7 protein-coding genes are annotated in these 13444 nt (G+C 71.8%); 2 read left to right on the top strand and 5 right to left on the bottom strand.

The features are described 5' to 3' along the window. From J0670_RS13085 to J0670_RS13070, 4 genes are all read right to left on the bottom strand, one after another. Positions 1–1510, bottom strand: a 1510-nt coding sequence (locus J0670_RS13085) for an ATP-binding cassette domain-containing protein (protein ID WP_207811696.1), incomplete at its 3' end; no start/stop codon positions are given. Further along, a complete protein-coding gene (locus J0670_RS13080; RefSeq protein ID WP_207811695.1) occupies positions 1507–3252 on the bottom strand; it encodes an ABC transporter ATP-binding protein/permease in 1746 nt (581 codons plus the stop codon). The genes J0670_RS13085 and J0670_RS13080, both read right to left, overlap by 4 nt. Positions 3253–3301: 49 nt before the next feature. Beyond that, the gene (locus J0670_RS13075) at positions 3302–4588 is read right to left on the bottom strand and encodes a cytochrome d ubiquinol oxidase subunit II (RefSeq protein WP_207811694.1); all 1287 of its coding nucleotides are present in this window, start codon (positions 4586–4588) and stop codon (positions 3302–3304) included. Continuing rightward, positions 4581–5951, bottom strand: coding sequence for a cytochrome ubiquinol oxidase subunit I (locus J0670_RS13070; RefSeq protein ID WP_207811693.1), 1371 nt, complete (start codon positions 5949–5951; stop codon positions 4581–4583). The genes J0670_RS13075 and J0670_RS13070 overlap by 8 nt, the downstream gene beginning before the upstream one ends. A gap of 574 nt (positions 5952–6525) precedes the next feature. Here J0670_RS13070 and J0670_RS13065 point away from each other — a divergent pair. Further along, positions 6526–11226 (top strand): DUF11 domain-containing protein, encoded by a 4701-nt coding sequence (locus tag J0670_RS13065; protein ID WP_207811692.1) that lies wholly within the window; start codon positions 6526–6528, stop codon positions 11224–11226. 165 nt (positions 11227–11391) lie between these two features. On the opposite strand, the gene J0670_RS13060 is transcribed toward J0670_RS13065, so the two are convergent. After that, on the bottom strand, positions 11392–11751 hold the full coding sequence (locus J0670_RS13060; protein WP_207811691.1) for a hypothetical protein: 360 nt from the start codon (positions 11749–11751) through the stop codon (positions 11392–11394). Between the two features lie 222 nt (positions 11752–11973). Between J0670_RS13060 and J0670_RS13055 the strand changes: the two genes are divergently transcribed. Beyond that, the coding region (locus tag J0670_RS13055) for an LCP family protein (RefSeq protein WP_374223094.1) at positions 11974–13444 on the top strand (1471 nt) is incomplete at its 3' end.

Here is a 13444-nt window from a genome sequence, read left to right as displayed (position 1 = left end):
GCACCCGGCGCAGCTCGCGCAGCAGCGCTTCGGCGGTCGGCCGGTCAAGTCCGGCGGTGGGCTCGTCGAGCAGCAGGATGCGCGGCCGGCGCAGGATCGCGCGGGCTACGGCGAGGCGGCGCCGCTGCCCCTGGGACAGGGCGCGGCCGGCGGGGCCGACCGGGGTGTCCAGGCGCAGGGTACCGAGGCCGACCGCCGCCAGCGCCGAGCGCAGGCGCTCCGGGTCGGCGTGCGGTGCGGCCAGGCACAGGTTGGCCGAGACGGTCGTGTCGGCGAGCCAGTCGTCGGCCTCGACCAGCGTGAGCACCTCGGCGACCGCCTCGGCGGGCAGCTCCGCGACGGGGGCGGTACCCAGCCGCACCTGGCCCGGGACGGTCGGCACCCGTCCGGCCAACTGCCCGAGGAGCGTGGACTTCCCGCTGCCGTTCGGACCGGTGACGACGACCAGCCCGGGAGCACGGACGGTGAACGACAGCGGCCGCCCGCCGTCGCCGGCGGGCAGTTCCGCCACGCTGAGCACCGGGCCGCCCCGCATCGGGACGGGCTGCTGCCGGTCGGCGGCGGTCGCGGCGAGCGGGCCCAGACGCGCGGCCGCGCCCTGGGCGGCGGCAAGCTCCTGGAACAGCTGTGGAAGGCGGTCCAGCAGGTCCCACACCGCCGCGAGCAGCAGCACCTCGCCGACGGCGTCGGCCACCGGCTGCGCCCAACCGCCCGCCTGGAGTGCGAGCAGCAGGGCGAGGCCCTGGCCGATGGCGGCGAGCAGCCGCAGGCCCAGGCGGCCCGTTCGCTGCTCGGCGGCCGCGGCGGCGGCTGCCGTCTCCTCGCGCCCCAGCGCCGCCGCGACGACATCACGGACCTGCGGCACCGCGCCCAGGCAGCGCAGTTCGTTGAAGGCCGCCCGGGCCGCGATCAGTTCCGTCCGTGCGCCGGCCCGCGCGGCGGCGGCATCCGCGAGGTGCCGTCGGGTCCGGCGGGCGGTACGGATCGCCCACCAGCCGCCACCCGCGAACACGCCGAGCTCGGCCGCGCCGAGCACCGGGCTCGCCCGCAGCAGCAGCGCCTCCACCAGCACCGCGGTGACGGCGCAGCCGGCGAGTGGCGCGAGGACCTGGGCGGGCAGGCCGGCCACCGTCTCGACGTCGGCGGTCAGGCGGGTGAGCAGGGTGCCGTCGCGTTGGGCACGGAGCTCGCGCGCGCTCAGGTCACCCGCGCCCCTGACCAGCCGGCCGCGCAGGTTCACGGTCGTGGCGAGGACGACCCGGTGGCTGACCAGCCGTTCGAGGTAGCGCAGCGAGGTGCGCGCCAGGGCGAGGGCGCGGACCGTCCCCGACGGGTACATCCACGACCAGGTGGTGTTGGCCAGCAGCGTCACCAGCGCGCAGGTCGTCAGGAACCAGCCGGACAGGCCCAGCAGGGCGGCCGCGCTCAGTTCCGCTGTCGCGGCCAGCGCGATGCCGACGGCCAGGTCGCGGCGGGGCATGGAGTGGCGCAGCAGTCGCCAGGCGTTCATCGCGGCCTTCCCCGGTCCAGACGGATCGTCCGGTCCGCGAGTGGGAGCAGTGCGGGGCTGTGGGTGGCGAGCAGCACGCTGCGGCCTCGCGTCAGTGCGCGCAGGGCCGCCACCACCCGTGCCTCCGCCACCGGGTCGAGGTGGGCCGTGGGCTCGTCCAGGCAGAGCAGCGGCGCGTCCCGCAGCAGGGCCCGCACCAGGGAGAGTTGCTGGGACTGGCCGGAGGAGAGCCCGCTCCCCCGCTCGCCGAGCGGCGTGTCGAGCCCGCCGGGCAGGTCGGCGAGCAGGTCGCCGAAGCCGAGCGTGTGGAAGGCGGCGGCGAGTTCCGCGTCGTCGGCGCCGGGCCGGGCGAGGAGCAGGTTGTCACGGACGGTGCCGGGCAGCAGGTGCGCGGGCTGGCCGACCCAGGCGACCGCGGCGGGTGACGGCGGCCGAGGGGCGCCGTCCCGTTCGTGGGTGACGGTTCCGGCGGTGGGTTCGGCCAGTCCCGCGGCGACGGCGAGCAGGGTCGACTTGCCCGCGCCGCTGGGCCCGGTGACGGCGAGGAAGGAACCGGGGGCGAGGTCGAGGCTCACGTCGTCCAACGCCGGTTCCTCCTGCCCTTGGTGACGGACCGTCACTCGTTCCAGGCGTACGCCGACCGCACCGTCGCCGCGCCGGTCCGGCGCGGGCCGGTCCGGCAACTCGGCTCCACCGCCGGGGCCGCCGAGCACCCCGTCGATCAGTTCCGCCGCCGCGCGGGCCTCGGCACGGGCGTGGTAGCCGCGGGCCAGGTCGCGCGCGGGGGCGAAGTAGACGGGGGTGAGCACCAGCACGAAGAGCGCTGTCGCCAAACTCATATGGCCTGGCACCAGCGGAAGTTGGAGGTAGTCGAGGAGCACCAGACCGCAGTAGGTCGCCACCACGGCGAGGGTGCCGGTGATCAGCAGCTCGACCCAGGCGGTGGCGAGGAAGGCGACCCTCAGCACCGTCTGGGTGCGGTGGGCCAGTTCCTCGTCGTCCTCACGCAGGGCGACCGCGGCGGCCTCCCGGGCACCCAGTCCGATCAGGGTGGGCAGGCCGCGCAGTTGGTCGAGCAGGCGTGCGCCGTGCCGGCGAACCGCCGTCAGCTGCGCGTGGACGGCGGCCTGGGTGCCGAGGCCGATGACCTTGAGGTTGGCGGGCAGCAGCGGGGTCGCGGCGAGCAGGATCAGCGCCACGAACCAGCTGCGGACCGCGATGGCGGCCAGGGTCAGGCCGCTGCCGAGCAGCATCGTGGTGCGGGCGGGGACGTACTCGGTGAGCCACTCGGTCAGCCGGGAGACCTCGCCGGTCAGCGACTCGGCGACGGCGGCCTCACCGAGTCCGGTACGGGCAGGGCCCTGCGCCGGCAGGGCCACGGCGAGCAGGCGCTCGCGCAGGGCCGCGCGCACCCTGCGGGCGCCGCGAGCGGCAGCCGCGTCGGCGGCGGCCACGAGCACGGACCGAAGCGCCAGACCGGCCAGGGCGAGCCCGACACCGGGCAGGACGCGTACCGGTGTGCGCCCGCCGTGCTGGCTGCCGAGCCCGCGCTGCGCGGCCCAGGCCAGGCCCGCCGCCCAGAGCACGAAGCCCAGCGGGGCCAGCCCGCGCAGCAGGCCGGCCCTCCGCAGGTCCCCGCGTCCGGGCTCGGCCCACGCGCGCAGCCGGTCCGACACTCCGCCGTCCCGACCCGTGGCGCGCTCGTCGCCGAGTTCGGTCAGCAGGGCGACCGAGGCACTCATGCGCCCACCTCTCCCCCGGCCTCCGGCCGGGGGGACCCCCACCGCTCGCTCACGTCCGCACCCCGGCGGGGTCCGCGTCGGTTCCCGCGTCGGCGGGGTCGAGATCGAAGACCCCGTCCCGCTGGTCCCGCCGGTCGCTGCGGAGCCAGGCGATCAGGGCCGCCGCCGAGAGGAGGGCGACGCCCACGGGGTCGATCCAGTCGGCGACGGCGGCGAAGACGTCCTGGGACACGGCCGCCAGGCCGACGCCCAGCACGGTGAGCAGCGCACGCCGAAGGGCGACCACGAAGCCGCCCGGCTCGGGCCGGACGTGGCGGGATCCTCGCGCCCGCACGCGCAGCGGGCCGAGCGGCGCCTCGGGAGCCTGCGTGAACTTGCCGCGGAAGGCCCACCAGGCGTACGCGTTGTAGGCGAACACCACCGGCATGCACAGCCCCACGCCGACCACGAGGAAGGTCTGGGAGCTCGGCGGGCTGGACGCCTGGTGGAGCGTCAGCGACGGCGGCACGATCACCGGGGCCGTCGCGGCCACCAGCGCCAGCAGACCGAAGACCTGGGCCGCGACCACACCGGCGAAGGGCCGCCAGTCCGGCCGCCGCCCGAAGCCGTGCCAGGCCACCGCACCGGCGGCCACCGCACCGGCGACCGCGATCCAGTACAGCGCCGCGCGCACGGGCTCGTCGAACCGGAACGTCTCCGGATCGGCGACCTCCAGGCCGAAGCCGAGGATCAGCGCGGCCACGGTCGTACCCACCAGCAGCGGGCGACCGGCCCGGCCCGCGCGCTCGCGGACGGCGCCTTCGGTCTTGTCCTGCAGCCAGGCGGCGCCGGCCAGCAGGTAGAGGACCACCAGGCCGAGCGCGCACAGCACGCTGTAGGGGGTGAGCCAGTCGAAGGCGCCGCCGCTGAACGACCCGTCGTGCTGCCGCAGACCGGAGAGCACGCCGCCGAGCACCAGGCCCTGGCAGAGGGTCGCGGCAAGCGAGGACGCGCCGAACAGCAGGGCCCAGCCCCGCCGGTAGCCGGCGGAGGCGCTCTGGAACTCCAGTCCCATGCCGCGCAGGATGATCGAGAGCAGCATGCCGGTCAGCGGCAGGTAGACCCCCGGTAGCACGGTCGCCGAGACGCCGGGCAGCCCGGCCCACAGGGCGACGCCGGCCAGCACGAGCCAGCTCTCGTTGGCGTCCCAGGCGGTGGCGATCAGCTCGCCGTACTCCCGCCGCTTCTCCCCCTTGGCGAACAGGCTGAGCATGCCGACGCCCAGGTCGTAGCCGTCCAGGACGACGTACATGCCGAGCGAGAGCAGGACGAGGGCATAGGTGGCGTACTCAAGCAACGGGGGCCTCCGTTCCGAGGGCGGGCTCCGAAGCGGTGTCCGCGGGCGCCTCGGGGCCGGCCTTGACCGTACGGACGATGTAGCGGACCCAGATGACCAGCAGGGCCGCGTAGAGGAGCACGAAGGCGGTCAGGCTGGTAGCGGCCTGGGCGGTGGTCAGGTGCGACAGCGCGTCGGAGGTGCGCAGCTTGCCGTAGACCACCCAGGGCTGCCGCCCGGTCTCGGCGGTGATCCAGCCGCCGGTGATGGCGATGACGCCGGCCGGTGTCATCCAGACCATCCAGCGCAGGAAGCGGCGGGAGTCGAACAGACGTCGGCGCAGGCGCAGCACCAGCCCCGCGAGGGCGGTGGCGAACATGGCCAGGGCGGCGAAGTACATGGCGCGGAAGCCGTAGAAGACGCTCCACATGTTGGGCCGCTGGTCGGGTGGGGTCTCCAGCAGGCCGGGCACGGCGGCCTCCCCGGTGAGGTCGTGGCCGATCACCGCGCCCAGGTGCGGGACCGTGATGCGCAGATCGTTCTCGCCCTGGCCGGTGTCGGGGACGACGACCAGGTTGTATCCGTTGTTGTCGGTCCGCCAGTTCCCTTCGAGTGCCTGGAGCTTCGCGGGCTGGTGCTGGGCCATGAAGACGGCGGTGGCGTCGCCGACGTAGAACTGGATCGGCATCAGGACGGCGAGCACGCCGAGGGCGATGGACAGGCAGCGGCGGGCGAACGGCTGCGCGGCCCGGCGCCGCTTGACCAGGTACCAGGCGGAGATGCCGCCGACGAACCAGCTCGCGCTGATCAGCACGGCCAGGAGCATGTGCGGGAAGCGGTAAGTGAAGGCCGGGTTGAGCAGGATCTCGATCCAGTCGGCCGGGTGGAACTGGCCGGCCGTCTCGGTGTAGCCGGCCGGGTCCTGCATCCAGCTGTTGGCGGACAGGATCCAGGTGGTGGACAGCAGGGTGCCGAAGGCCACCATCCAGGAGGCGAAGGCCATGGTGCGCGGTTTGACCCGGCCTTCGCCGTAGAGCATGACGCCGATGAAGCCGGCTTCCAGGAAGAAGGCCGTGATGACCTCCATGCCGATGGTGACCCCGATGACGGGTCCGACCGCGTGGGCGAAGACACCCCAGTTGAGACCGAACTCGAAGGTCATCACGGTGCCCGCGACGACGCCGAGGCCGAAACCGACCGCGAAGATCTTCTTCCAGAAGCGGAAGATCTGCTGGTAGAGCGGGTTGCCCGTGCGTACGTACGCGGTCTGCACGACGGCGAGCAGCACGGAGAGGCCGACCGTGAGGGCCGGGAAGGACATGTGGAAGATCGCCGTGATGGCGAACTGCCACCGGGACAGTTCTATGGCGGCCGGTGGGGCCATGAGGTCTCCGGAAGGTACGCGGGACGGGCGGGTGCGGCGGTCAGGGGTACGGGCAGGCCGGCCGCGAACTCCCTGCGAGGCGGCCCGCCGGGGCCGCCTCGGCGAGCCTAGGCAGTCGACGGTGCTCGAAGTGCCTCGCAGCGCACAGCTGTTCGCCCTTCAGCGCACGACGCGGGATTCCGTGGAGGCAGTCCGGCCGGGTGGGCCCGCTCCCTGGGCGCCCGGTTCCGTCCTCACAGGGCGCGGAAACGACGAGCCGGTGGCATGCGCGACCCTCACGGCTTGTCACGGACGCGGGTCGAGCGCCGGGGCGCGGAGGCCGTACCGGACATCACCCGGACCCGCAGCCGCCGAGTGTCCGTCAGGGTGGTCCCGGCGCGCGCCGGGGTGAACGGCGTCCCGCTTGGACGCGGCGAGTCGATTATCTGATTTTCACCGGACACACTGCGCTCTATGCGATCACCCTGCGTAGTGGAGGTTGTGTCGCGGGTGACCCCCAATGGCCTCCCGCCTGTGTTTTCGCCGCCGTCTGCCGCACCGAGCGGCACGGATCGTTGAACTGAAAGGAATCACCATGAGGCGTTGTCCACCCGTCGGCGCCGCCGGCGGACGCGGGCGAAGACACCGCAGGCCACACGGGGCCACCGGCCGTCTCGCCCGAACGGCGATCACCTCCCTCGTCGCACTGGCCGCGACCGTCGGCTCCCTCACCGGGCCCGCCGTCGCCCACGCCGCGGACCGCGCCGCGCTCAGCCACGCCGCCACCCGTCCCGCCGTCCGCTCCGCCGTCCCGACGGACCGTCACGACGTCCGGCAGCAGCCCGTGACCCTGACGAAGACCGGCACCGACATCGCCACCGGCAGCACGACCCAGACCACCCAGGGCGACACCGTCCGCTGGGTGGTCTCCGCGACCAACCCGGACGGCGCCCCGGTCAACACCACGATCACCGACGCCATCCAGGGCGGCCCGGGCAGCACCCCGCAGACCCAGACCTACGTTCCCGGCTCGCTCCAGGCACCTCCCGGCTTCAGCAGGCAGTGGTCCACCGACGGCGGCGCGACCTTCTCCGGAGCCGACCAGGGCACCGCCACCAACGTCGTCCAGGCGACCAACCCCAACCTCTCGTCGCCGGCGACCGGCCAGGTGGTGACGATCCCGCCACCGTTCACCCCGGTCGACACCGCCACCGGCGGCGACGGCTTCACCCCCATCCTCTACACCGCCACGATCAACGGCGTCTCCACGCCCGAGATCTGGAACATCTACCACCACGGCTTCTCCAACACGGCCGCCGTGGTCTGCACCGACCTGCTCACCAACGGCCCCTGCCCGACTCCGAGCGGTGCCCCCGCCACCTGGCCCCAGCCCCTGAACTCCTCCGTGGCCGACACGACCACCGGCAACCTCGGCAGCACCCGCACACCGACCTACGTGCAGATCGGTTCCAGGCTGTACTACGCCGCGCTCGACCGGGACCAGCTCGCGCTGATCGGCGTCGGCTGCATCGACCTCCAGGCCCAGGCCAGCTGCGGCTTCACCCCCCTCCAGACCGGCACCGGCCTGGTCATCGGAGGTCTGGTCCAGGCGCCGAACGGCCTCGTCTACGCGGTCTCCGGCACCGGCGAGATCCTCTGCTACGACCCCGTCGACAACTCCTCCTGCGGCACCTTCAACATCGGCCTGCCGCCCAACGAGGGGCAGGATGCCTTCAGCGGCGACTACGCCGGCATCATGAGGGTCATCAACGGCAAGGTCTACGTCACCGACAACCAACTGGCCCCGCTGCCCACGGTGATGTCCTGCTTCGACCCGTCGACGAACGCCGCGTGCACCGGCTGGGCCACCCCCAAGACCATCGTCACCCCGACCGGTACCGAGCCCGCCCGAGCCGACAACGTCTTCGAGATGTACAACTCGGCCGGCACCGTCACCGGCGTCTGCACGGTGGTCGGCGGCTTCGAGGGGGCGGTCACCCCGCCGGTCGGCACCGTCGTCTGCTTCGACTTCGCCGGCAACCCCATCACCGCTCCCCCCGGGCTCCAGACCCTGGTCAGCACCAACGTCAGCATCGGTGAAGCCAACTTCCAGGTGCCTCTGACCATCACCGCCCCCAACGGGCACCTGGAGACCGAGTTCCCGTTCTGGATCTACCGGGGCATCACCCCGACCCTCAACAGCTCCGAGTTCTGCTACGACTGGAACATCCAGGGCCCCTGCACCCAGTACGGCACCAACGGTGTCGTCAACGGCCCGCCCAACGTCAACGGCGGCGACACCAGACCGTACGGCTTCGCCTACGACGGCCAGTGCAAGTACAGCCTCGGCGACACCGGCTACCTGTTCTCGCTCGACCCGATCACCGGCGCCTCGCCCTGCCTGAAGACCAAGGCCCAGGGCACCCTCAACCCCGCCGCGTACTACTGCGACGGCGCCACCGGACACGTGAAGTCGTACGGAACGGTCAGCCTCATCGGCATCGACCCGACGACCGTCAACTTCGCCCAGTCCTCCGTGACCGTGCTCGCGGCCGACGGCACCACCATCGGCACCTTCCCGTTCGACCCCACCACGGGAACGGCGGACATCTCGTCCGTACCGACGAGTGACTCACCGATCCAGGTGATCGCCAACCTCACCCTGATCAACGAGTCGTCCTTCCCTCCCGGCAGCCACCCGCAGATGCAGGTGACCTTCGTCGGCGACGCGCCGCAGATCTGCTTCGAGACCAAGGTGTCGACCGACTGCTCGGTCACCTCCGTCTCCAACCAGGCGTCCGCCGTCACCAACGGCCAGGCACCCGTCACCTCCAACACCGTCACCCTCCAGGTGCTCCCTGGCGCTGCCTGCGCGCCGCAGCTGGAGATCCAGAAGGAGGTCTGCACCTCCGCCAACGCGGGTGACTGCGGGCCCGGCGGCGCCGGACCATGGGCGAAGACGACAACGCTCCCGCCCGGCGGGACCGCCTACTGGCGGATCACGGTCACCAACAGCGGCCCGGTCAACATCACCGGCATCACGCTGAACGACACGGTCACACCGTCGTGTGCGACAGCGGCCGGAACGTTCGACCTCGCGGCGGGTGCGTCGCACCAGGTGTTCTGCAACCTGCCGAACGTCACGCAGTCCACCACCAACACGGTGACGGCCACCTTCCCCGGCCCCGGCGGCACACCGATCACCACGCCTCCGTCCGAGGCGACCGCTGACGTTCCGTCGCTGGCCATCGACAAGGAGGTCTGCACCTCCTCCAACGCCGCCGACTGTGGCGAGGGCGGTGTGGGCCCGTGGGCCAAGACCACCACCGTCGCACCGGGCGCGACCGCTTACTGGCGGATCACCGTCACCAACAACGGCCCCACCAACATCACCGGCATCACCCTGAGCGACGCGATCACCCCCTCGTGCGTGACAGCCGCCGGAACCTTCGACCTCGCGGCGGGCGCCTCTCACCAGGTGTTCTGCAACCTGCCGAACGTCACCCAGTCCACCACCAACACCGTGACGGCGTCCTTCCCCGGCCCCGGCGGCACTCCCATCACCACACCCCCCTCCGAAGCGACCGCTGACGTTCCGTCGCTGGCCATCGACAAGGAGGTCTGCACCAGCGCCAACGCCGCCGACTGCGGCACCGGCGGCGTCGGCCCCTGGGCCAAGACCACCACCGTCGCACCCGGCGGAACCGCTTACTGGCGGATCACCGTCACCAACAACGGCCCCACCAACATCACCGGCATCACCCTGAGCGACGCGATCACCCCCTCGTGCGTGACAGCCGCCGGAACCTTCAACCTCGCGGCGGGCGCCTCGACGCAGATCTTCTGCAACCTGCCCGACGTGACGCAGTCCACCACCAACACCGTGACGGCCTCCTTCCCGGGGCCCGGTGGCACGCCGATCACCACACCCCCGTCCGAGGCCAGCGTCGATGTCCCGTCACTGGCCATCGACAAGGAGGTCTGCACCTCGGCGAACGCCGCCGACTGCGGTGAGGGCGGCGTGGGTCCGTGGGCCAAGACCACCACCGTCCCATCCGGCAGCACCGCCTACTGGCGCATCACCGTCACCAACAACGGCCCGGTCAACATCACCGGCATCACCCTCACCGACGCCGTGTCGCCGTCGTGCGTGACGGCCGCCGGAACGTTCGACCTCGCCGCAGGCGCCTCGCACCAGGTGTTCTGCAACCTGCCGAACGTCACCCAGTCGACGACGAACACCGTCACGGCGTCCTTCCCGGGCCCTGGTGGCACACCGATCACCACGCCGCCCTCGGAGGCGAGTGTCGACGTCCCGTCGCTGATCATCAACAAGGAGGTCTGCACCAGCAGCAACGCCGCCGACTGCGGCGCGGGTGGCGTCGGCCCGTGGGCGAAGTCGACCACGGTGGCACCGAACGGGACCGCTTACTGGCGCATCACCGTCACCAACAACGGCCCGGTCAACATCACCGGCATCACCCTCACCGACGCCGTCACACCGTCCTGCGTCACGGCAGCCGGAACCTTCAACCTCGCAGCCGGCGCATCGACACAGATCTTCTGCAACCTGCCCGGCGTCACGCAGTCGACGACGAACACCGTCACCGCGTCCTTCCCGGGCCCCGGCGGCACCCCCATCACCACACCCCCGTCCGAAGCCACCGTGGAGGTCAGCGGCACCGTCCCGTCGCTTGAGGTCAACAAGGAGGTCTGCCTGTCCAACAAGGCCAGCGACTGCGGTCCCGGCGGGTCCGGACCGTGGGGCAAGGACGTGATCCTGCACAAGGGCGAGGACGAGGAACACTGCTTCCCGGACAAGTGCCAGGCTTTCTGGCGGATCACGGTGACCAACACCGGTCCGGTCGACATCACCGGGATCACCCTGACCGACTCCGTGGAGCCGTCGTGCGAGACGGCGGCCGGTACGTTCAACCTGGCAGGGGGGCAGTCGACGACGTTCTTCTGCTCCAGCCTGATCAGCGAGGACACCACCAACACGGTCTTCGCCTCCTTCGTGCCGCCGAACTCCCCGCCCGGGACCCCGCCGGTGAGCACTGCGCCGTCCTCCGCGACCGCCCACTGCAGGCCGCCGTGCGAGGAGAAGTGCCATGAGCACAAGCCCTGGCCCGGGAACGGCCATGGCGGCGGTGGAGACGACCACCCGCAGACCGGACAGCAGCACGACCCCGCTGGTTGGCTGTCGCCCCAGACCGCTGCCTCGGTGCTGCCGTACGCCGGCGTCGACACCAGGTTCACCGGCCTCGGTGCGCTGCTCGGTCTCCTGGGTCTGTGACGAACGACATGAGTCCCGCTCAAGGTTAAGGAGCAGCTGCTGAAGGACGTGACCGTTCCGGCCGAGGCTGTGGAGGCCGTGCGGTAAGCCGAGTTACAGCCCGACGCCCGGTTGGCCAACTGTTCGAACAGTCGGCCAACCGGGCGCGTGCGATGGGGCCGCGACTCAGCGGCGGCTGAAGATCCGCTTCACCAGGTAGACGATGCCGAAGATCAGCAGGATGACGAAGAGGATGATCAGGATCACCACGACCAGTAGGAACTTGCCGAGCTTGGCGAAGAAGCCCGACTTCTTCTTCCCGTCCTTGGCCGCGAGGTGCTGCGCCGAGCCGTCCTCGGTCGCGACACTCCGGTGGACGGTCCCGGCGCCCCCTGCCTGCGACCCGGCGGCCGGGATGGCGGCGGACGCCGCGACGGTCCGGGGTGCGGCCACCGCCGTCGCGCTCGACGCCACGGCGCCGAGGCCGATGGCGGCCAGCACTGCCACCAGGGCGCCGGCTATCGAACGTGCGATCCGGTGAGTCATCCTGCTCCTCGTCGAGGTCCGGAGCAGCGAAGACGAGTTCCGGCCGGGCCGCCTCTCGCGGCCTGACCAGGAATCCTCTCATCTACGCTTAGTATGCTCCTCTGAAGTTTTACAGCGGTGTAAAAGTTTAGCGACGGGACTGCGCGGACCGTGTCCGCCCCCGGAGCCACGCGAGCCCACCGCTCCGTCGAGGGTTCCGTGGCAACTGTGGAGGATGACGACGTGTCGGGTCGCAAGGGTTCCCCCGAAGCCGAGAATTCGCGGCGCCGAGCGAGCGGACGGCGAGCAGCGGGCCGCAGAACCGCCACGGAACCGGACATATCCGACACCCGGCGGACCAGCCGGGCCAAGCCGAAGCGCAAGCGCAGCACCAAGGAGAAGGTCCTCTGGGCGACCGCCGGCTGCACCTCCCTCCTGGTGCTCGCCGGCGCAGGCGTCTACTACCGCCTGAACAGCAACATCACCACGTTCGACCGCGACGCGCTCAGCAAGGAACGCCCGGAGGCCGCCGCCCCGGACGCCCAGGGCCGCACCCCCGTCAACGTCCTGATGATCGGCTCGGACAGCCGCGGCAACGGCAACAGCGACCTCGGCGGCGGCGGGGACGACGGCGCCCGCTCGGACACCGCGATCCTGCTGCACGTCTACGCCGACCACAAGCACGCCGTCGGCATATCGATACCCCGCGACTCCCTGGTCGACATCCCGCCGTGCAAGCTCCCCGACGGCAAGTGGACCAAGGAGCAGCACAACGTGATGTTCAACAGTGCCTTCTCGGTGGGCAACACCGACCAGGGCAACCCGGCCTGCACCCAGAACGCCGTCGAGAAGCTCACCAACCTGCGCGTCGACCACACCATCGTGGTGGACTTCGGCGGCTTCGCCTCGATGACCAAGGCCGTCGGCGGCGTCGACGTCTGCCTGCCGAACGACGTCTACGAGGGTGACCTCGACCCCAACCTGGGCCACAAGGGCAAGCTGATCTTCCCCAAGGGGAAGCAGAAGGTCGAGGGGCAGTCCGCGCTCGACTTCGTCCGGGTCCGCCACGGCATCGGCGACGGTTCCGACATCGGCCGCACCAAGCGCCAGCAGGCCTTCCTCTCCTCCCTCATCAAGGAGGTCAAGTCGCGCGGCATGGACCCGACGACCCTGCTGCCGCTCGCCGACGCCGCGACCAAGTCGCTGACCGTCGACCCGGACCTCGGCTCGGCCGCCAAGCTGATGTCCTTCGCCATGTCCGTCAAGGACGTGGACCTGCACGACATCAAGTTCATCACCGCGCCCTGGCGCTACGAGGGCCCGCGGGTCGCGCTCGTCCACCCCGACGTGGACCAGCTCTGGGCCGCCCTCAAGGCCGACCGCACCATCGACGGCCAGGACGCCAGCGGTCAGGCCCCGGCCGCCGCCGACACCGCCGCCCCCACCGGCCAGCCGACCGCCGAGACGGCCCCCTCCCCCACGGCGGAGGCCGCCAACCCCGCGAACGCCGAGATCCACGTCGCCGTGTTCAACAGCACCGGCGAGACCGGCCTGGGCGGCAAGGCCGCCGAGGCCGTCAAGGGCGCCGGCTTCACCGTCGGCACCGTCGGCAACGCGACCGGCAAGGCCCGCAGCACCACCGTGGTCGAGTACGGCGCGGGCGAGCGCACCGCCGCCGAGGCGGTCGCCAAGCTGTTCCCGGGCGCGACCGTCC

Source organism: Streptomyces sp. FH025 (genome assembly GCF_017427025.1).
Classification (GTDB): Bacteria; Actinomycetota; Actinomycetes; order Streptomycetales; family Streptomycetaceae; genus Kitasatospora.
This window is presented reverse-complemented; position numbering and strand designations above follow the sequence as displayed.

What these genes read in the sequence shown, in the direction of transcription:
- J0670_RS13070 (WP_207811693.1), bottom strand. Translation starts at nt 5,951, where the DNA reads ATGGCCCCACCGGCCGCCATAGAACTGTCCCGGTGGCAGTTCGCCATC.
- J0670_RS13060 (WP_207811691.1), bottom strand. Translation starts at nt 11,751, where the DNA reads ATGACTCACCGGATCGCACGTTCGATAGCCGGCGCCCTGGTGGCAGTG.
- J0670_RS13065 (WP_207811692.1), top strand. Translation starts at nt 6,526, where the DNA reads ATGAGGCGTTGTCCACCCGTCGGCGCCGCCGGCGGACGCGGGCGAAGA.
- J0670_RS13080 (WP_207811695.1), bottom strand. Translation starts at nt 3,252, where the DNA reads ATGAGTGCCTCGGTCGCCCTGCTGACCGAACTCGGCGACGAGCGCGCC.